Source organism: Pseudomonas sp. CGJS7 (genome assembly GCF_036961695.1).
In genome coordinates, this window is the sequence record NZ_JBAMDI010000079.1 from 23,910 (window position 1) to 42,677 (window position 18,768).

An 18,768-nucleotide genomic window follows, 5' to 3' on the forward strand; every position below is an offset into this window, starting at 1 on the left:
TTTTCCGAGAATCCGAAAGCCAGGTGGTGTCAGTGTGCAACTGTTGGCAGGCCTTGCGGCGATGGCCTCTTCTGCGGGCGTGCAGGCAACACCGCCGACTGCAACTGCCGGCCTACGGGGTGCGCAAAGCACAGGTCGTGCGTCACGGGGCGTTCCTCCACGATGCGCCCGCCGTGCAGCAGCGCAACCCGCTGGCAGAAGTACTGCACCAGGCTCAGGTCATGGCTGATCAGCACGAAAGCGGTGCCGCTGCGCTGGCGTAGCGCTTCCAGCTGCTGCAGGATCTGCAGCTGCAACAGCCGGTCCAGGTTCGACAACGCTTCGTCGAGCACTACCAGCTGTGGCGAGGCGGCCAGCGCCCGGGCAATGTTGGCACGCTGCAACTGGCCGCCACTCAACTGCTGCGGCAGGCGTTGGGCATGCTCGGCGCGCAGGCCCATTTCCTCCAGCAGTGCAAGGGTGCGCGCCTGCCGGGCGGCTTCATCCATGTCGGTCAGATGGCGCAGCGGCTCGGCGATGCTCCAGCCGATGCTGCGCTGCGGGTTGAAGGCGCCAGGGGCGTCCTGGAACACCAGTTGCACCGTGCGCTGAAAGGCGCGCGCCTGCTCACCTTTGAGCTGGCTGACATCCTGCCCGGCAAAGCTCACCTGGCCCTGGTCCGGTTTTTCCAGCCCGAGCAGCAGCCGTGCGAGCGTGCTTTTGCCGCTGCCGCTGCTGCCGAGCAGTCCGATGGATTCGCCAGCGTGCAGTTGCAGGTCGATACCGTCGAGTACCTGCAGCCAACCGCGCTTGCGCAGCAGCCCCCCTGTACGATAACGGTGGCCAACGTGGTGGACGTGCAGCAGGCTCATGGTTGGCTCCGGCAAAGGACTTGGTGGGCGTGGAGGAGGGTGCGGGCAGTGGCACTGGCGGGGCGCTGGAACAGCTCATGGGCCGGTTGGCATTCAACAATGCGGCCGGCTTCCATCACCGCGACCTGGTCTGCACAGCGCGCTACCACACCCATGTCGTGGGTCACCAGCAATACCCCCAGCCCATGCACCTGCACCAGCTCCATCAGCAGGTCGAGAAAACGCGCCTGGCTCAGGGCATCGAGGTCGCTGGTGGGTTCGTCTGCCAGCAGGAATGGGGTTTCGGCCATCAGCGCCAGGGCGATCATCATCCTTTGCAGCATGCCGCCGCTGAGCTGAAAAGCGAACGATTGCAACACCCGCTCAGGGTCTGCCAGGCCGACAGCATCCAGGCAGTGGGCCATCCGCGCCCGTGCTGACGCGCCGGTGATGCCTCGCTGCCTGAGCGTTTCGATGGCATGGCTGGCCATGTTGCGCACCGGGTTGAAGGCGCTGCGCGGGTTTTGCAGCACCAGGCTGGCCAGGCGACCTCGGACACTGCTTGCAGCCAGCGGCTGGCCGTCGAGCAGCAGTTGTCCTTGGGTGCGGGCAAGGCCAGGCGGTAGCAGGTCGAGCAAGCCAAGGCAGCTGAGGGATTTGCCCGAGCCGCTGGCACCGACCAACGTGCAGACTTCGCCGCGGCGCAGCTGCAAGTCAACCTCATGCACCAGCACGCCGGCCTGGGTTTCTATGCGAAGGCCACGGATTTCAAGCAACGACGGACTCATTCAATGGCGCTCCTGTGCAGGGTCCAGGCGGTCGCGCAGCGCATCGCCCAGCAGGTTGAAGGCCATCACCGAGAAGAAGATCATCAGCCCTGGCAACAGCAGCAGTTGTGGCTGCGTCCAGATGAATTCCTTGGCGTCGTTGATCATCACGCCCCATTCGGCGGTAGGGGGCGCCACCCCGAGGCCAAGGAACGACAGGCCGGAGACGTGCAGCATCATGTGGCCGATGTCCATGGTTGCCAGCACCAGCAACGGGCCGGCGATATTGGGCAGCACATGCTGGCGCAGCCGCGCCCAGCGTGAAGCGCCGGCCAGGCGTGAAGCCAATACGTATTCGCGGCCGCGCTGGGCAATCACCAGGCCGCGCACCATGCGCGCATACCAGGCCCAGTGGGACAGGGCGATGGCGATGATCACGTTGCTCAGGCCAGTGCCCAGCAAGGTGACGAAGAAAAACGCCAGTACCAGCGTGGGGAAGGTCATGAACATGTCGCACAGGCGCATCAGCAGCAGGTCGGTGCGCCCGCCGACGAACCCGGCCACACCGCCGACCGCGAGCCCCAGCGCCAGTACCAGCGCCAGGGTCAGCATCACGCTGCCCAAGGACAGGCGCGTGCCGACGATCAACCGCGAAAGCAGGTCGCGCCCGAGGTGGTCTGTGCCCAGCCAGTGACGGGCGTCTGGCGCCTGCAGGCGCTGGCCGAGGTCGACTAGGTCGGGGTCATGCGGGGCGATCCAGTGGCCGAACAGCGCCAGCACCGCCAGCAGGCCGACCAGGGCCAGGCCGATCATCAGGCTGGGGCGGCGCAGCAGCAATGGCTGACGCAGGGCAGCGTGCACACTCATGCGTTCACCCCTTCCAGCCGGCTGCGAGGATCAAGCCAGGCGTAGCACACATCGACTATCAGGTTACAGATCATCAGCATACCGGTCAGTAGCAGGGTGAAGCACTGCATCACCGGGAAGTCGCGGTTCAGCACTGCCGACACCGCAAAACGACCAACGCCGGGCCAGGCGAAGATCGTCTCGATCACCAGTGCGCCGCCGATCAGTTCGCCGATGTGCATGCCGGTGGCCGTCACCAGCGGCAGCCAGGCATTGCGCAGGATATGGTCGCGCCAGACGTGCCGTTCGGGCAGGCCGCGGGCACGGGCATAGGTAACGTGCCGCTGCCCGCCGGCATCCAGCAGGCTGGCACGCAGCAGGCGGGCGTTGATCGACATCGACATCAGGGCGATCGCCAGCACCGGCATCACCAGGTGCCCGGCCCCCCCACGCCCCAACGGCGGCAGCCAGCCCAGCCACAGGGAAAAAAGCGCGATCAGCAGAAACGCCAGCCAGAAATTGGGCATGGACACCCCCAGGAAGGTCACTGCCCGCACGGCGTGGTCGGGCCAGCGCCCTTGCCAGCGGGCCGCCAACAGCCCCATGGGGATCGACAGCAGCAGCGTGCAGGCTAACGCCAGGCCGCCGAGCTGCAGGGTGGCGGGCAGGTAGTAGAGCAGGTCATCGAGCACGGGACGGCCGGTGATGTAGGAGATGCCGAAGTCCAGATGCACGGCGTTCCACAGCCAGGTCAGGTATTGCGCATACAGCGGGCGATCGAGCCCCAGGGTATGGCGGACTTCGGCAATGGCGGCGTCGGTCGGTGGAATGTGCGAAAGCCGAAGGTAGTCCAGCGCCGGGTCTGTGCTGCCCAGGTGCAGCAGCACGAACACCAGCAACGAAGCGCCAAGCATGACCGGCACAAGCAGCGCCAGGCGCAACAGGATGTAGCGCAACATGTCAGTCTCCCTGTTTTGGCGTCATGGTTTCGAACGGCACATCGAACAAGGTGCTGCCGAACTGGACCTTGGCCACCGAGTCTCGGCGCACGCTGATGGCCGTGAGATGCGAGATGGGCAGGTAGACGGCTTGTTCGTGCAAGGTGGTGAGGATGAAGCGGTACTGCTCGGCACGCTGCTGTTCGTCGGTGCTGGCCAGCACTTGGCCAATGCGCTTGTCCAGTTCGTCCTTGATTGCCAGCCCACGTTGGGCCATGTAGTCGGCATGGCCGGCGTAGCGCATGGAGCTGACGAACGAATGCGGGTCGTAGGGCGCGCCCCAGGTGTCGGCGAAGATCATGCCGAAGTCGCCGTCGCGTTGGCGCCGGACCAAAGCCCCTTCTTCAACCGCACGCAGGTCGATGTGGATGCCGATTTTCGCCAGCTCGCCCTGCAGCACTTCGGCCAGGCTCTTCTGCAAGGCACTTGTGCCGAGGAATACCAGCTCGATGGCCAAGGGTTCGCCGCCTTTACTGCGCACAGACGCGCCTGAGGCCAGCGTCCACCCGGCAGCATCAAGTGCGCGGGCGGCGCGCGCCGGGTCGTAAGGGTAGGGCTTGAGGCCGATATCGGCGTAGGGCATGTTGCTGGCGAACAGGGTATCTGCCCGGGGCTCAAGGCCGTAGAGAATCTTGTCGATGATGGCTTGCTTGTCCACCGCCTCGTTGATCGCCTGGCGTACCGCCAGATCGCGGGTAGCACCACGGCCGGTGTTCATCGCCAGGGTGCGGGTGGCCAGCGGTGCCGACAGTGCGGTGGCATAGCCCTGGTCACGCAGGCGCACGAACGTGCCGGCCGTGATCTCGCCGGCGGCGCCCTGGATCAGTTCGACCTCGCCGGCCTGCAGGGCCAGCGCGCGGCTGTTGGGGTCTGGAATGACCTTGACCATGACCTCGCCGTAGGCCGGCTTGGGCCCCCAGTACTGGGGGTTGCGCACGAAGCGGTCGTATTCGCCCAGGCGTGATTCGGCGCGTATCCAGGGGCCGGTACCAGCCGGTTGGCCGGGTTTGGCCTGAGGCGAGGCAAAGCGCAATGGGCGAACCTGGGCCAGCTCCATCAGCGTCGGGTAGTAAGGGTGCTTGAGGATCAGGCGCAGGGTCAGGCGCTCAGGCGCTTCAACGTGGTCCAGTGTGGTCACCAGTTCCATCCAGCGGTGACGCTGAGTGTTGGCCAGGACGGCGTCGAGGTTGGCTTTGGCCGCGGGCGCATCGAAGGGTGTGCCATCGCTGAAGCGCACGCCGTCGCGAAGGGTGAATGTGTAGGTCTTGCCGTCGTCCGAAATCTGCCAGGCCTCAGCCAGCCATGGCTCCAGCGTACCCGCGGCGGTATAGCGCACCAGGGGTTCATAGACCATGGCCTGGGCGTACATCTGGTTGGGGGAATAGCCACGCGGGTCGAGCGGCCCGGCATTCACAGGCCAGGAGTACACCAGCTGCGGCCCTTGCTCGGCGGCGCGGCTGGCTGGCGCAGCAGCGCACGCAGCAAGAAGAAGGATGCCCCACAGGGTGGGCTTTCGTTTACCAGGCTGCTGCTTCACACTGCGTCCCCCACTTTCACGGAGGCCGTAGGCTAAAGTGTGGTGGGTATGATGTCTACGTGAAATCATCTTACCGGAAGTTACAGAATGCAACGAATCACCATCACGCTGGATGAAGAGCTGCTCGACGTCATCGATCGGCGGGTGGCGACCCAAGGCTACCAGGGCCGCTCGGAGGCCATCCGCGACCTGTTGCGTGCGGGGATGCGCGAGTCTGAAGCCTTGCCGGACGATGCCGCTTGCGTGGCCGTGGTCAGTTACCTGTACGACCACAGCACCCGCGAACTGCCCAGACGGCTCAACCAGACCCTGCACGCCCACCACGATCTGACCCGATCAACCTTGCATGTGCACCTGGATGCCGGCCACTGCCTGGAGGTTTCGGTGCTGCAGGGCGAAAGCGGCCGAATTGGCGAGTTGTCTCGCCAATTGATGGTTGAGCGCGGCGTGGAACATGGCCAGGTGCAGGTGATCCCGGCTCCGGGGCAGCCTAAGGTGCGCTGAGGCGTTGCGTCACTTGTTCGTGACGCGATCGGCCCAAGGGCCGTTACTCAGAAGTCCAACGTCAGCCCGGCATACAGGGCACGACCGTCACCCGGGGAGTGCAGGGAAGCATCCGCACCGTCCGGGTCGTACCACACGTACTCGTAGTAGCGGTTGGTGAGGTTCTTCAACTGCAGGTCCACGCTCATGGTTTCGCTGACCTTGTACGTTGCACCGAGGTTCATCAGTACGTAGCCGCCATACGTACCTTGGGTGTTCTCCCGCTCCAGGTAGTAGTTGGTCTGCCCGTTCGCCCAGGCAGTCAGTTGCAGCGCGGGAGTGGCCTGGTAGCTGATGCCGGTGTTCCACAGATGGTGTGGCACGTGATCGATTTCCTGGCCTTTGCTGCCTGGTAACGCGCTGCTGGGCTCAAGGATCTTGGAGTACTGCCAGGAGTAGGACATCCACACCTCGGTGCGTTCGTCCGGGTGCAGGTTGACCTGCAGGTCATAGCCCCAGCGGCGTGTTTCGCCGACGTTGTCCGACTCGCCGCTGGGGTCGTTCAGGCGACGGCTCACTTCGCCAGAGGCGTCCTGGCGCCAATAGGCCACGCGGCCATCGACCCAGCTGGCCGGGGTGAACTTGACGCCGGTTTCCCAGCCTTCGTTGATCGAAGGGTCCAGGTCCTCGTTGCGCGGCGGCACCTTGTAGGCTGCGGCGCCCGTCCCGACCTGGAAGGTGCGGCCCCAGTTGGCGTAGACGCTGGCGAACTTCCACGGCGAATAGACAATGCTGAGCTTGGGCTGCTTGATCAGCCCGTAGTCGTTGATGTCGTAGTCCTGCCCGGTCATCTTGTTGGTGAAGTCGCCACTGATCTTGTCCACCCGGTAGGCCGGCACGATCTTCAGCGATTCGAACGGCTCGATCTCCGCCTGTACATAAGCACCGACCGTGTTGAAGTCGAAGTCCTGGTCGCGTGTCTGCACCTGGCGTACACGCTCCACGGTGCGGTAGCGTTCGCTGCGGTTCTGTTGCTTCTGCATATCGCTGCCACCTTCCAGCGCAAAGGCGTGCAGCCAGTCCACCTGCGGCCGCCAGGTCAGCGAGGTGATGGCGCCGTACTGGTCCTCGTAGGTGTCGCGCTCCTGCTGTGAACTGGTGCGCCAGTACTGCGTCCAGCGACGGTCGTCATAGGTGTTGAGGTAGGTCTTGGCCGACCAGGACAGGGTCTCGGCCAGGTCGGTGTCGAAGTGCACGCTGACCTGGTTCATTCGCCGCGTGCCTTTGTCCGTGGCGTTGTAGTCATTGCTCATGCGCGGATGATGGCGGGCGTCATCCTCGGTCAGGTAACCGGCCTCCTGGGCTTCGGACTCGTAGTGGCGGGCGATCAGGCCAAGACGATAGCTGCCATCGTCAGGGGTATAGAACCATTTGCCGCCGAAGCTGTAGCGTTCGGTGTCGGCATGGTCGCGGTAGCCGTCGACCTGCTGGCGGGCGAAGAAGTAGTTCTGTGTCCAGTTACTGGTCTCGATGCCCTTGGCCAGTTGCACCTCGCGGGTGTTGAAGCTGCCGTAGCGCAGGCGCGCCTTGTTGTAGTTGCCGCCGGTGCGGGTGTTGATGTTGACGTTGCCGGCGATGTTGTTCAGGCCATAGCGCGGGTCGCTGGTGCCGCGCACCACTTCGATGCTGTCGATGTCCATGGGGAACACCGAGTCGATGAAGGGCATGTTGCCGTCGTTGGTGTTGCTGGGGATGCCATCGATCAGCAACTTGACCGCGTTCACTTCGCCTTCGCCATTGAAGCCGCGAAACGACAGTTTGCCCGAGGTGGTGCCCTGGTTGAACTCGGTCAGCATCACCCCTGGCGCGCGACTGAACAGTTCCCAGCTGTAGGTCACGGGCATCTTTTCGAGGATATCGCCCCCCAGGATGTCCACCGAACTGAGCACGCTGCTGGTGGCCAGCGGGCCGCTTTCGGCACTGGTCACGTTGACCGCGCCAAGGGTGAGGGTGGAGTTTTCAGTGGGCAAAGTTTCGGCAACGGCCAGTGACAGCGGGCTGAGGCTGAACACAGCGAGCACGGGCAGGACAGCGCGTGCGGTGCAACGGAACGCAGGCATGGAAGGTTTCCTGGTCAGACAGTCGGGCAAGGCTGCGCACCGCAGGTCACGGGGCAGCTGTGGGCAAGAAACGACGGGTCAGGCCAGGGGAGAGGCGCGGGGGTTGAGCTTTGGCCACTGCTCGCGCGGCAGCAACAGCCTGTGGCTGTTACCGAGCAACAGTGCGTCGGGCCAATAGCGGGGGAACAGGTGGCGATAATAGTCGCTGGTCAGCAAGGCATGCCCGGCGTGACCACAGCAGCAGTCGCCCGCCTGGTGTTTCATGTCCGGCTGATCGTCGAATTGCGGCAGCTCGGCATTGAGCTGGGCCAGCAGTGACTTGGGCAGGCTCTGCGCACCGTGCAGGCTGCAAAAGCTGCCGAGAATCAGCGATTGGCTGTCGATGCGGGGTGATTGCAAGGCACGGTCGAGCGGCATCGCCAGCAGGTTGAACAGCACGGCGAGGCAGGCGAACAGACAAAGTTGTGCGCGTGCACGTGAAAGCATGAGTCACCCGAGCGAATATGGCGCGCATTAAGCCGCATCCGTTGCGGGCTGTACAAGTTCCGTGGTGCGCCTTTTTGTCGCAGGCGCACCACGGCGAGGGCTCAATGGCTGCGCATGCCGGCGGCCATCATGAACAGTCGGATCAGCCAAGCGAACTGGGCAGGATGAACAGTGTGCCTACCAGCATGAAGCCTTGGCTCTGGGGCGTCGCTGCGGCTTCCCAGATGCTGATCGACGGCGGGATGATGTTTGGCCACAGGCTGATGCCAAGGCCGCTGTAGCCCAGGAAAATCTGGGCCAGGGTCAGCAAGAACGGCGTGTAGTGCGCGTTGCGTGCCACGGCACGTAGCAGCCCGTTGCACGTCACCAGCACCAGGATCGGCACCGGCATGAACCAGAGCAGGTTGTGCATGCTGAACCAGCGGGCAATCGATGGTGGATACGCCAGCGAAGGTGGCGCCGAGCCCTTTGTCAAAACTGACCGCGCTGGCCGCAGTCGCTAAGTGGCCACAAAAAGTGCCACCTGCACCGTTGAGCATCAAGCCGCCGGCCTGACCATGCCCCAGGCCGCAATGCAGCACTGCGAACAGCACGCAGGCGTAGAGGCCCCAGCTGAGTGTGCGGCGACGTCCTGCTGCTCGATGCATGTCCTTTGCCCGGTGTTCGCTGTGATTGAAAATGGCGAGTCGCGGGTCTAGCAACGCCGCCCATCATGGTTAGGTGCGACTAGGTTGCCAGGGGCGCACAGTACCTGGCGCGTCCCTGGCGCACGAATCACTTGGACATGTAGTCGATTACCGCCTTGTAATCGTCGGCGGTGCAGTCCATGCACAGGCCGCGCGGCGGCATGGCGTTGAAGCCTTCGGTGACGTGCTTCACCAGAACATCGTTGCCTTGGGCCAGCCGTGGCTTCCAGGCCTCGTGGTCACCTTTCTTCGGCGCCATTGGCAATTGCCCGTTGTGGCACATCTGGCAAGCGCGGTTGAAGACCGCCTCCGGGTCCTGGGCTGCTTGAGCCAGGCTGGCGGTTGCCAGGCAAGCAAGCATTGCCAGTGTTTTCTTCATGACCGACCTCTCAGGTTTTTTATTGGAAGGCAGAGTCTAAGAGCGTGGTTATCCCTGTCAGGTGCGACGTTCTGACGCATGTGCGGTGTCAGGGCTTCATCTACCGGTCTGGCTGGCAGGGTGCGGCGAACTGTCGCAGGGTAGCGGCTTGCAGGTGCCGTGCTACGTTGAAGCTGATCCGGTGTTTTACTCTTGGCAGGGTTTTCATCGGGTCAAACAAAAGCCGGGGCGCATTACCGTCCCGGCTTTTGTTTTTTCAGTGATCAGCGGCAATCGCTCAGGCCGCTGCCAAACACGAAAGGAGGCTCAACCGCGAACTCGAGTGGTCATTCTGCGTAGCCTTCGCCAGCCTAGTACGACGCCGCTGAGTGAAACCACCAGGCCGCCGATGCTCAAGGCGATGATCAGGCCTTCGCGTAACACCGGCCTTTGCAGCAGTGGCTGCAGATCCCAGCTGTGCAACAGGTTGAACAGCCAGCGACCGGCGCGTTGCCTGGCATCGTGGCTGGCGACCACTTCTGCGCTGGCCGGGTCGAGGTAGACCAACGTGCTGGCGGGGTCGTCGAAGCGCAGGCGCAGTACCGGCAGTGGGCGGCTCTGAAAGCCGTACATGCTCTGGGCGTCACGGGTGAAATAGTAGGCGTCGTAGTGCCCTTGCCAGTTGGCCTGTACCACGATGCCTGCCGCCATCGCACGGGCCGCTGTCAGCAAGCGTCGTTCGGACAAGGCCCGCGCCGGCGGTGCGCCGGCTTCCAGAATCCGGCTATCGCCGGCGGCATTGCGGGCAACCAGGAAGGTGTCGCCGCCCAGGCGTTGCCACTGGATTTCGACAGGGTTGAACCCAGGCTCCCGGCTCAGGCTGGCCATGGCCTGGGCAACCGTCTGGCCGATATCCATCGCCCGTAGAGGCCCCTGACGTAGCGCCTGGGGGACCAACTGCGAACGACTGTCGGTCACACCCCAGGGGCGCATCGACATGAGTCCGCTGAATACCCACAGCACCAGCACCGTGCCGAACAGTAGCCCGCCGATGTGGTGCCAGCGCAGCCAGCCGCCAGGGTAGGGGCTGCACGAGCCGCTGCGATAGCGCTTGCGCAGCCGCAGGCGCAGTATGCCAACGGTCATGCCCAGGAGCGCCATGACCGTTGCGCCCAGGGACAGGCCGATCACCAGGGTACGCCAGCCGTTGTCGAAGCCGAACCCGCCCCGTAGCGGATAGAGCCAATGCAGCCATGCACCGACCCAGTTCCAGGCACGCTCCTGGGCGGTGGCGTCACGCACCACTTCGCCGGTGCGGCTGGACAGGTACAGCCAGGTGCCGGCTGTATCGTCTACCTGCACGTGATGCAAGGGGCGGTCGCCATCCAATGCCCTGGAGTGGGTCCACATGTCCTCGTCCACGGTGCCCAGGTAAGCCAGCCCGGCCTCACCGGCATACTGCCGGGCATTGGCCAGGGCCCAGGCTGCGTCGGCCCGAGCCAGAGGTTCGCCGCTGGCGGCATCGAGGATGACGCGGCGACCGTCGGCCAGTTCCAGCAGGTAGTGCGCGCGCCCGCCCAGGCTGGTCAGGCGCAGCGCCTTCAGCGGCTGTTGCGCCCAATGCTCGGGCAACTCGGCGCAGCACCCCGCCGGCAAAGCCGGCAGGTGGGCCAGGCGCTCGGCCGGAGTCAGCTTGGGGTAGCCGACGTACAGCATGACAACCCCGGAGACGAACCACAGCGCCATGAACAGGCAGGCGACGATGCCCAGCCAGCGGTGCCACAGGTACAGCTGGCGCTTCACGCTCATCAGTAGCGCCACTGCACAGCGACTTCCAGGCTGCGCGGTTCACCCAGGTAGTACTGGGTGTTGGTCTGGTGGATGAAGCGGGCATACACCTCGTCGGTGAGGTTCCGCAGGCGCGCGCTGACTTGCACGTGCTTGTCCAGGTCGTGGGTCATGGACAGCCCGTAGACGGTGTACGACGGTACCCATGCGGTGTTGGCAGTGTTGGCGTACACCGATGAGACATAGCGGGCATCGGCCCCGACCTGCCAGCCGGGCGCCAGGACGTAGGTCAACCAGAGGTTGGCCACGCGGTCGGGGATGTTGACCGGGTTCTTGCCCTTGCGCGAGTACACCACGCCGCCGATGGTCTCGTTGAATTCATCGTATTCGGCATTTACCCAACTGAAGTTGCCCGCCGCCAGCAGCTTGGGCGTGACCTTGAACGAGGCTGCCAGCTCGATGCCAGTGGAGGTCTGCTGGCCCGCCTGCTCGGTGGTGTTGGGCACGGTCGAGGAGGGCACGGAGATATCCTTGCGCACGATGCGATACGCCGCTGCCGTGGCCGAGCCGCGGCCGTCGAGGAAGTCGAACTTGCTGCCTACCTCGACCTGACGGCCGGTGCTCAGGTCGAAGTCGCCGACCTGGCTGATCGAGGCGCTGGTCAGGGTACCGCCTGGTGGTTCGGCCGAGGTGCTGTATTGGGTGTACAGGCTGACGTTGGAGGTCAGGTCATAGACCAGCCCCAGGCGACCGGTGATGGCGTCCCAGCGTCGGTCCAGCCTGGCTCGCGCCACATGGTCGACCACGTCGAAGTCGATATGGTCGTAGCGCAACGCGGTTATCAACGACAGTTGATCGGTCAGGCGGGTACGGTTCTCGACGAAGGCCGAGGTGGTGTCGGTGGTGGTGGTTCTGCCCTTGGTCATGGGCGCGTCCATACCGGGGATATCGAGGAAGTGCCCGGGTTCGAAGCCGTTCGGGTCAACCGTGTCGAACGCCCCCTTGGACAGCGGGTAGTTGGTTTGCTGGTTGGTGCTGTAGTCCATGCCGAACGCCCAGTCGCTGGCAAGGCCGAACAACTGGCCCTGATGGGTCAGCTCGAGCCTGTCGCCGTTGACCTCCTGGTCGTGCCGCTGGCGATAGCCGCCCGAGCGAGCGATGACGCTGTTGTCGGCGTTGTAGCGATACACCTCGAGATTGCGGTAATCGCGCTGGCCGTTGTAGTGGTAGAAGGTGTTACGCAGTTGGGTGTTGTCATCGAAGCGATAGTCGGTGATCGAGCGCAGCCACCGGGTGCGCTGCTCGTAGCGACCGTCTTCGACATTGTAGTTGTTGAAACGGTTGTGCTTGTCGATGTGCAAGGTACCGACCAATGGCTGCAATACCGGTGTGCCCCAGTAGGGGCTGTCCTCTTGCTCTTCCAGGTATTCGATGGCCAGCGTGTGCGAGAGCTGATCGTTGATGTCGCTAAGCAGCGAGAAGGCCAGGTTGCCGGCCCCATTCTCCTGCCGATCGATATAGCCGTTGGTGCTGGTGCGGCTGTAGTCGAGGCGGGCATAGTGGCGCGGGCCGTCGCCCGTGTTCAGCGCCTTGTTGAAGGCGACCGACGTTTCCATGGTGTCGTAGCGTGCATAACTGACGCGCCCTTCGAAGGTGTCTTCGTCACGGCTTGCCAGCCGGGTGATGAAATTGAGGCTGCCACCGACAGCGCCGCTGCCGTTGAGGAAGGAGGATGGCCCGCCGAGCAATTCGACGCGGTCGTAGATCCAGGCGCCCACCGGGCGCGCCGCGCCGCCATACTGCAAGTTGATGCCATTGAACAACTGACTGATCTGGGCACCGTTGAACCCTCGGTACGACACATATCCCCCCCAGCCGGGCGGAGCCGAGGCGTTAACCCCGGGCAGTGCATTGGCGGCGTCCTGGAAGTTACGTGCGCCGATGCGCTCCATGGTCTTGCGGTCGGCAACGCTGATGGAAGCGGGGTTCTCCCTGGCGCTGAGGTTCAGCCGCGAGCCGCTTTCGATGGGGCGATCAAGGTCAAGGCTGGTTGCCTCCTTGGGTTGATTGGCTGTGGCCGTGACATTGCTGGCCGGCAGGGTCAGGGTGTCATCCTGCGCCCAGGCACAGGTTGCGCTGCCAACGAGCAGCGCCAAAGTGGTCATGCGGAACATGCAAGGCTTCCTGGCTGAAATCGGTGAGCACACGCCCGCTGCCGATCAGGCGGCACGGGGACGTGGCGATGTCAGAACGCGAGAAGCGAAGCAGGAGAGGCGCGGGGATTGACCAGTGGCCAACGATGCTTGGGCAGGCGTGGCGGAGGTTGGTTGGGTAAGGGGCTGCCCGGCTCGCCGGCGAGCAGGGTCAGCAGGCCGAAAAATACGGCCAGCAGTGTGGCGCTGAACAGGCTGGCGATCACACAGTCACCGCCGGCAGGCAGGGTCGGATCGCTGAAGTCTTGCTCACCTTGGACCATGCCGCTGCTGTCGGCCGTGCACCAGGCGGCATCATCCATGCCAGCCAGGTGCAACCCGGCCATTTGACCATGGCCCATGGCGCACAGCAACGAGCCGAACAGGACGCTGAAATACAGCACCCAGGCGACATGTGATCGTGTGTGGTGGGCCAGCTTCATGGCAGAACTCGGCGCGAAAACTGAATGATCAGGTTGGGAGGTTGGCGAGGGATTCTACATCTTCTGATGCATCTGAATAGTGTGATTTTTCAAGCACGAATATTCAATCGGGTACAGGCGCACGAGACCTATTGAACACCGATGAGTTCGGCAGCAAGCGCGCGGAGTTCGTCCTTGTCCTGTTGAAGTACAAGCCCACTGCCCGCGTGTGCAAGCAAGCGCGTGGCATGCCGGCTGCAGGCGGGTTGAAATGCGCGGGGATTGATGCGCGCCAGGCTGACCAGGGCTTTGATCAAACGCAGATTGACCTCTTGCAAAGCCGCGCCGTCCCGGCTGATCGGCGCAAAAAAATCGTCAAACAGGTCATCCGCCAGCAGTGCACGAACATAGACCTGCGGGCATTTGTTATCCGTGCTCTGCGCCACGGGATGCAGTTTCCCCCAACACGTCAGGCAGCGAATGCCGCGGCCAATGATGTCGATGGCTGTACCGGGATCATTTACTGCTGGAGAAAGCGCTCGCGAGGCGATCTCTGACAACACCGAAAGCCCGAAGCGCGGGTCATGCTCGAACGTTCTCCTGAGGCCGATGGTCACGGCAGCGAGCATCTCGATGTCCAGCGCGCCATTGTCATCGAGCGGCTCGCCATCCACGGCCAAGGCCCGTGCCACCACCATACCCTCATGTACAAAGGTGCCAGGCAGGACTTCGAGGAAAATTCGAATCTCGGTGCGCGTTGCAATCTTGCTCAACGTGAGGACATCGATGTGCTGGACATAGCCGGTCTGGCGGCTTTTCACTTCATGGGTTACCCCAGGAAACTTGAGGTCAGGCGGGTAGGCTGCAGCGCCCAGAAACGGGTGTTCAACACGCTGCTCGATGGCTTTGATCACAGCTTTTTCGACACGGTCGATCGTCTCGCCTACGCGCCCTAGTTTGGAGAGGTGATCAATCCAGCGCAGCAAGGTGTAGATGATCAGGACCACCACTGCAATCGTCACGGTGAAAAGCACTACACGACCTTGTGTACCGTAGGCTCCGGTGCTCAGTGCAATGATGCCGACGAGGCTGAAGAGAAAGGACCCGATGAAGGTCGCCAGAGCGTTCTGGGTCGTGGCGTCCTCCATGACCAACGAAGTGGCGCGCGGGGTTACGCCACTGCTGGCGGCACTGTAGGCCGAGACCATTGTACTGAGCGAAAACGTCGTGACGGCAAGCATGCTCGAGGCGATGATGCCCAATATCTTGTCAACGGCATCTGCACCGATACGTGCAGGCAAGCTGACCGGCACTGCATCCTTGAACACCATGGCCAGTAGCGCGGTAACCACCCCCAACAGGGAGAAAAGCGTTGCTCTGAACCAGAGACGCTTGGCAATTCGCGTAGCCAACCAACGCCAGCGAGCTATCATGAACACCTCCTGTTGCCGAGAGTGTAGGCCCTTATGGGGAGCTGCAGTTATTCATAAGCTGTACCTTCAATACCTCCACCGCCTTGGGCCTTCTGGGGTTGGCCTTGTGAAGCAGGACTACCTGGCGCATGTAGCTGTCAGCGTCCGACACTGGCGTTGCCTGTACGTCGTCAGTCTTCAATCCCGCCCAGAGTGGGACAACAGACACCCCCATGCCTTTGGCGACCATGATGTAGATAGCATCCAGCGCATCCAGATTACAGAGGACATCGGGCTGCAGGTCATTGTCATTCAAGTACTGCTGGGCAATCTGCCCACCCCAGGCATGTGAGTCATATCGAATCAGGTTTCGACCAAGAATCGTCGAGCGGATGTCGCGCTTGTCAACGGGGTCTTTGGTCAAAAGCATCAGGGGTTCTTCTCGAAGAACCTGTATACGAATGCTTTTGGGGACGCTGAAGGGCGGACATACCATGACTCCCGCATCGAGCTCTCCGCAGGCTACTTGTTCGTAAAGACTGCGCGAGTCCCCTGGCGTGATGCGTAGCCTTAGTTGCGGGGCAATGCTTGATAGCTGATTCATGGCCTCTGGCAATATGCCTGTCAACGCTGTAGAGATCGCACCGATCTTGAGATACCCCGACAGGCTACTGGTGTCCAGATCCTCTTTCAGCTCTGCTGCCCCCTGGATCAGATCTCGAATCTTCGGCAGCAACGACAGGCATTTCTCGGTAGGTTCGACAGCATGTGCGCTTCGGTTCAGGAGTTCGCACGCCAGCGATTTCTCGAGGGCTTGTATACGCTGGCTGACTGCAGGTGCTGTCAGGTTTTCCCGTCGAGCCGCCGCTGCAATCGAGCCGGTCTCTATCACCGCCATCAGGCTTTCGAGAAATCGAGTGTCCAAAACATTTCCTTTCGCTGAGAGATGGAAAAATGCGCTTTAGCACTTGCGCGAGGCTACGCTAACCTCCCCGAAAGTTATATCAGAAACCAAAGAGGGTAGTTATGAAATCGTTATTTCATGTTTCATACCATGTTACAGATCTCGAAGCATCTCGTAACTTCTACGGTAATATTCTCGGCTGCAAAGAAGGCCGCACGAGTGACACTTATTTGGATTACGATTTCTTCGGTCACCAGATTTCACTTCACAAAGGTGTTCCTTTTCCAACTACCCGTACCGGTAAAGTCGGCGACCATGAAGTGTTGATGCCGCATATCGGCTTGGTGCTGCATCTGGATGACTGGTTCGCGATGGCAGACCGCCTGGCGCTTCATGGTGTGCAGTTCGACATACCGCCGGTTGTACGATTCCCGGGCCAACCTGGGGAGCAGCGAACGATGTTTTTCCTGGACCCCAGTGGCAACCCGATCGAGATCAAAGGGTTCAAGGACTTTGAAGGTGTATTTGCCACCTGATTGGCAAAAACGTCCGGGACGCGCCTCCCGCTTTGTCTGCGTGAGATAAGAGGCGTGTATCGATGAGTGGCCACTCAATAAAAATAACAAGCTCCAACGATGTGTTTGGCATTTTTGCCGGCCAATGTACAGTCCAAATTATAATAACTGGAGGACGTATGGCGAAGACTAGTCTGGTGACTAGAATTATTGTAGGTCTTGTGCTCGGGGTTGTAGTGGGGGCACTTCTCAATTACTTTCCCGAGTACAAAGCCTGGATAATCAGCAGCTTTTTGCAACCCGTCGGCGATATTTTCATCAAGATGATGAAGATGATTGTCATACCCCTTGTATTTGCGTGCATGGTCGGCGCGATCGCAGGCAATGGTGATAGCAAGGCGATAGGGCGGGTAGGGGTGAAAGCCTTGTTCTACTTCTTTGTCGTGACCAGCATCGCAATTGTGTGCGGCCTGCTGGTTGGCAATCTTGCGCAGCCAGGCGTAGGTGCCAACTTGACGACCCTGGCAAACACCCAATCGCTCTCGCTTCCCTCTACCTCGGAGAGCACAGGTTTTGCTCAAGTCATCCTCAATATCATCCCGGACAATATCGTCGGTGCAATGGCGCAAGGAAAGCTGCTGCCTGTCCTGTTCTTCTCGGTCATGTTCGGCTTTGGGCTAAGTGCTCTGGACAAAGAGAAGAAAATGCCGTTGATCGCGGTAGTCAATGCCATTTCCGCGACGATGTTCAAGGTGACGCATATCGTGATGCACTACTCACCCATCGGGATCTTTGGCCTGATCGGCGTGACGGTCGCCAACTTCGGGCTTTCCGCGTTGCTGCCTCTGGCAAAACTGATTGCCGTCACCTACGTCGCGGTCATTCTGTTCGGCGTGGTCGTGCTGGGCGGCATCGCGAAGGTTGCCGGGATCAACATCTTCGACCTGATCAAGGCGATCAAGGATGAGTTGATCCTGGCGTTCAGTACTGCCGCCTCGGCGACTGTCATGCCCCAGCTGATTGAAAAGGTCGAGGCCTACGGTGCGCCGCGTTCGATTGCTACGTTGGTGATTCCTACGGGTTATTCCTTCAATCTGGATGGCGCATCGCTGTTCGTGGGCATCGGCACGCTGTTCATCGCGCAGCTGTATGAAATTCCCCTGAGCTTGGCTGACCAGGCGATGCTGATCATCATCATGGTGCTGACCTCCAAGGGCGCAGCCGGCGTCCCGGGGGCCATGTTCGTGATCTTGACCGCTACGCTGACCAGTGCCGGTCTGCCTGTGGAAGGTATTGCATTCATCGCCGGAGTCTATCGCTTGATGGACATGCCGATCACGGCGCTGAATGTCTTGGGCAACGCACTGGCGCCTCTGGTTGTGGCGAAGTGGGAGAACCAATACCGGATGCCTGCTGCCCCGGTGGTAGCGCCCGGGGAGCGCCCGCAAGTGTTGACCTGTTCGATTAGCGCTGGGGGCTCGGCAAAAACGACCTAGTGTGTTCATCGACATGATCGCCCTGCATGTGATGCAAGTGCCCATCATGCAGGTAATCGACATGCCCATCGAGTTCGATTGCCGTGTGGCCGCAGCCGGGCTTGTGCCAATGGTCATGGTGCGGATGCTGGTTGCAGGCACTCATTCCGAACGTCTCCAACTGCCATACCTCGGCCGTCACGGCCGAGGTAGGTCGCTTATGTTACTCGTGGTGCGGCTCACCCAGGAACGTCAGTGAACTGAACAGACTCTGCTGGGCCACGGGGCTGCCGTCTGCCATTGGCAGGGTAGCCTGGGCCGCGATGATGTTGAGTCCTTCATTGCGTACGGTAATACGTGCCCGGCCTTGCTTGTCGGTGGTGGCGCTGACCTGGTGAGGGGCGCCTCGGTAATCGCCCTGCAGCGGGATATCAGCAGCCGGTTTGCCATCGAGCAGTACCAGCACTTCCAGCGTCTTGCCTGGCCCGACTTGCAGAGGGTCGCTCAGGGGAACGATCGCTAAACGCAGCATGTCCAGTTTCGGCAGGCGAGCACCGCTCTGGTAGATCGCCAGGCTGTATTTCAAGCTGTGGGTGGAGGCGATCGCATCCTTGACGTGGGTGCGATCCTGATTGACCCATTGCTTGTCCGGGCGCTGCGACCAAGGCCCGTTGTCCAGCAGCACGGCAAGTGCCGCAGGCGGGGTAAGTGGTTGCAGCACGGCATGATCCGCCAGGCGCTCGACCGTGACCGGGACCATGTTCCCGGTCGCGTCGAACGCCCAGGCGCGCTTGATCTTTTCCGCCTTGTAGGCGTTATCCTCGGCGCCGTGGCCGTACACGGCCTCGATATTGCCACGTCGCTCCTCGGTCCACAGGCCGTGGGCGCCTGCGTTGACGCTGACCATCAGGGTCAACAGGGAAGCGACTTTCAACGATGGATGCATGAT

General features: G+C 61.9%; 17 protein-coding genes and 1 pseudogene. 3 read left to right on the plus strand and 15 right to left on the minus strand.

Translation table 11 applies throughout. The features are described 5' to 3' along the window. Positions 1–29: 29 nt before the first annotated feature. Genes nikE through nikA form a run of 5 tightly spaced genes read right to left on the minus strand, consistent with a single transcriptional unit; the run spans position 30 to position 4,978 of the window. The gene (gene nikE / locus V7787_RS34155) at positions 30–851 is read right to left on the minus strand and encodes a nickel import ATP-binding protein NikE (protein WP_064493475.1); all 822 of its coding nucleotides are present in this window, start codon (positions 849–851) and stop codon (positions 30–32) included. Further along, positions 848–1,618, minus strand: coding sequence for a nickel import ATP-binding protein NikD (gene nikD, locus V7787_RS34160; protein ID WP_064493476.1), 771 nt, complete (start codon positions 1,616–1,618; stop codon positions 848–850). The genes nikE and nikD overlap by 4 nt, the downstream gene beginning before the upstream one ends. Continuing rightward, entirely contained in the window at positions 1,619–2,464 is an 846-nt protein-coding gene (nikC, locus tag V7787_RS34165; protein WP_010954220.1) for a nickel ABC transporter permease subunit NikC, read from the minus strand. It lies immediately after the preceding gene. Next, complete coding sequence (gene nikB / locus V7787_RS34170) at positions 2,461–3,402, minus strand: nickel ABC transporter permease subunit NikB (protein WP_064493477.1); 942 nt, start codon at positions 3,400–3,402, stop codon at positions 2,461–2,463. The genes nikC and nikB overlap by 4 nt, the downstream gene beginning before the upstream one ends. Position 3,403: 1 nt before the next feature. Beyond that, a complete protein-coding gene (gene nikA / locus V7787_RS34175; RefSeq protein WP_064493478.1) occupies positions 3,404–4,978 on the minus strand; it encodes a nickel ABC transporter substrate-binding protein in 1,575 nt (524 codons plus the stop codon). 87 nt (positions 4,979–5,065) lie between these two features. Here nikA and nikR point away from each other — a divergent pair, with 87 nt between their 5' ends. Further along, the gene (gene nikR, locus V7787_RS34180) at positions 5,066–5,482 is read left to right on the plus strand and encodes a nickel-responsive transcriptional regulator NikR (RefSeq protein ID WP_010954217.1); all 417 of its coding nucleotides are present in this window, start codon (positions 5,066–5,068) and stop codon (positions 5,480–5,482) included. Positions 5,483–5,529: 47 nt separating this feature from the next. Here the strand turns inward: nikR and V7787_RS34185 are convergent, their stop codons facing one another. From V7787_RS34185 to V7787_RS34225, 9 genes and pseudogenes are all read right to left on the minus strand, one after another. After that, entirely contained in the window at positions 5,530–7,581 is a 2,052-nt protein-coding gene (locus V7787_RS34185; RefSeq protein WP_064493479.1) for a TonB-dependent receptor, read from the minus strand. 78 nt (positions 7,582–7,659) lie between these two features. Next, positions 7,660–8,067: a DUF2946 family protein gene (locus V7787_RS34190; protein WP_064493480.1), complete on the minus strand. Its 408-nt coding sequence runs from the start codon at positions 8,065–8,067 to the stop codon at positions 7,660–7,662. A 142-nt stretch (positions 8,068–8,209) separates the two neighbouring features. Then, a pseudogene (locus V7787_RS34195) lies at positions 8,210–8,494 on the minus strand (cytochrome d ubiquinol oxidase subunit II); the annotation flags it as partial. 347 nt (positions 8,495–8,841) lie between these two features. Continuing rightward, positions 8,842–9,132, minus strand: a complete 291-nt coding sequence (locus tag V7787_RS34200) for a c-type cytochrome (protein ID WP_010954210.1) — start codon at positions 9,130–9,132, stop codon at positions 8,842–8,844. A 306-nt stretch (positions 9,133–9,438) separates the two neighbouring features. Then, positions 9,439–10,914: a PepSY domain-containing protein gene (locus V7787_RS34205; RefSeq protein WP_064493497.1), complete on the minus strand. Its 1,476-nt coding sequence runs from the start codon at positions 10,912–10,914 to the stop codon at positions 9,439–9,441. A 5-nt stretch (positions 10,915–10,919) separates the two neighbouring features. After that, positions 10,920–13,073, minus strand: a complete 2,154-nt coding sequence (locus tag V7787_RS34210) for a TonB-dependent receptor (RefSeq protein WP_336091781.1) — start codon at positions 13,071–13,073, stop codon at positions 10,920–10,922. A gap of 71 nt (positions 13,074–13,144) precedes the next feature. Then, the gene (locus tag V7787_RS34215) at positions 13,145–13,534 is read right to left on the minus strand and encodes a DUF2946 family protein (RefSeq protein ID WP_064493483.1); all 390 of its coding nucleotides are present in this window, start codon (positions 13,532–13,534) and stop codon (positions 13,145–13,147) included. Positions 13,535–13,662: 128 nt separating this feature from the next. Further along, positions 13,663–14,946: a DUF2254 domain-containing protein gene (locus V7787_RS34220; protein ID WP_064493484.1), complete on the minus strand. Its 1,284-nt coding sequence runs from the start codon at positions 14,944–14,946 to the stop codon at positions 13,663–13,665. Positions 14,947–14,977: 31 nt separating this feature from the next. Then, positions 14,978–15,850 carry a LysR family transcriptional regulator gene (locus tag V7787_RS34225; protein WP_064493485.1) on the minus strand — a complete coding sequence of 291 codons (873 nt, stop codon included), beginning with the start codon at positions 15,848–15,850 and terminating at the stop codon, positions 14,978–14,980. 101 nt (positions 15,851–15,951) lie between these two features. Here V7787_RS34225 and V7787_RS34230 point away from each other — a divergent pair, with 101 nt between their 5' ends. Both V7787_RS34230 and V7787_RS34235 read left to right on the plus strand, forming a co-directional pair. Then, positions 15,952–16,365: a VOC family protein gene (locus V7787_RS34230; RefSeq protein WP_064493486.1), complete on the plus strand. Its 414-nt coding sequence runs from the start codon at positions 15,952–15,954 to the stop codon at positions 16,363–16,365. Between the two features lie 158 nt (positions 16,366–16,523). Beyond that, positions 16,524–17,840, plus strand: coding sequence for a cation:dicarboxylate symporter family transporter (locus V7787_RS34235; RefSeq protein WP_336091783.1), 1,317 nt, complete (start codon positions 16,524–16,526; stop codon positions 17,838–17,840). A gap of 202 nt (positions 17,841–18,042) precedes the next feature. Here the strand turns inward: V7787_RS34235 and V7787_RS34240 are convergent, their stop codons facing one another. Continuing rightward, positions 18,043–18,765, minus strand: a complete 723-nt coding sequence (locus tag V7787_RS34240) for a DUF4198 domain-containing protein (protein ID WP_070096055.1) — start codon at positions 18,763–18,765, stop codon at positions 18,043–18,045. Positions 18,766–18,768 lie beyond the last annotated feature (3 nt).

Coding starts and splice junctions, on each gene's coding strand:
- V7787_RS34185 (WP_064493479.1), bottom strand. CDS start 7,581: ATGCCTGCGTTCCGTTGCACCGCACGCGCTGTCCTGCCCGTGCTCGCT.
- V7787_RS34240 (WP_070096055.1), bottom strand. CDS start 18,765: ATGCATCCATCGTTGAAAGTCGCTTCCCTGTTGACCCTGATGGTCAGC.
- V7787_RS34210 (WP_336091781.1), bottom strand. CDS start 13,073: ATGTTCCGCATGACCACTTTGGCGCTGCTCGTTGGCAGCGCAACCTGT.
- V7787_RS34200 (WP_010954210.1), bottom strand. CDS start 9,132: ATGAAGAAAACACTGGCAATGCTTGCTTGCCTGGCAACCGCCAGCCTG.
- V7787_RS34215 (WP_064493483.1), bottom strand. CDS start 13,534: ATGAAGCTGGCCCACCACACACGATCACATGTCGCCTGGGTGCTGTAT.
- V7787_RS34220 (WP_064493484.1), bottom strand. CDS start 14,946: ATGATAGCTCGCTGGCGTTGGTTGGCTACGCGAATTGCCAAGCGTCTC.
- nikB (WP_064493477.1), bottom strand. CDS start 3,402: ATGTTGCGCTACATCCTGTTGCGCCTGGCGCTGCTTGTGCCGGTCATG.
- nikE (WP_064493475.1), bottom strand. CDS start 851: ATGAGCCTGCTGCACGTCCACCACGTTGGCCACCGTTATCGTACAGGG.
- nikD (WP_064493476.1), bottom strand. CDS start 1,618: ATGAGTCCGTCGTTGCTTGAAATCCGTGGCCTTCGCATAGAAACCCAG.
- nikR (WP_010954217.1), top strand. CDS start 5,066: ATGCAACGAATCACCATCACGCTGGATGAAGAGCTGCTCGACGTCATC.
- V7787_RS34235 (WP_336091783.1), top strand. CDS start 16,524: ATGGCGAAGACTAGTCTGGTGACTAGAATTATTGTAGGTCTTGTGCTC.
- nikC (WP_010954220.1), bottom strand. CDS start 2,464: ATGAGTGTGCACGCTGCCCTGCGTCAGCCATTGCTGCTGCGCCGCCCC.
- V7787_RS34230 (WP_064493486.1), top strand. CDS start 15,952: ATGAAATCGTTATTTCATGTTTCATACCATGTTACAGATCTCGAAGCA.
- V7787_RS34190 (WP_064493480.1), bottom strand. CDS start 8,067: ATGCTTTCACGTGCACGCGCACAACTTTGTCTGTTCGCCTGCCTCGCC.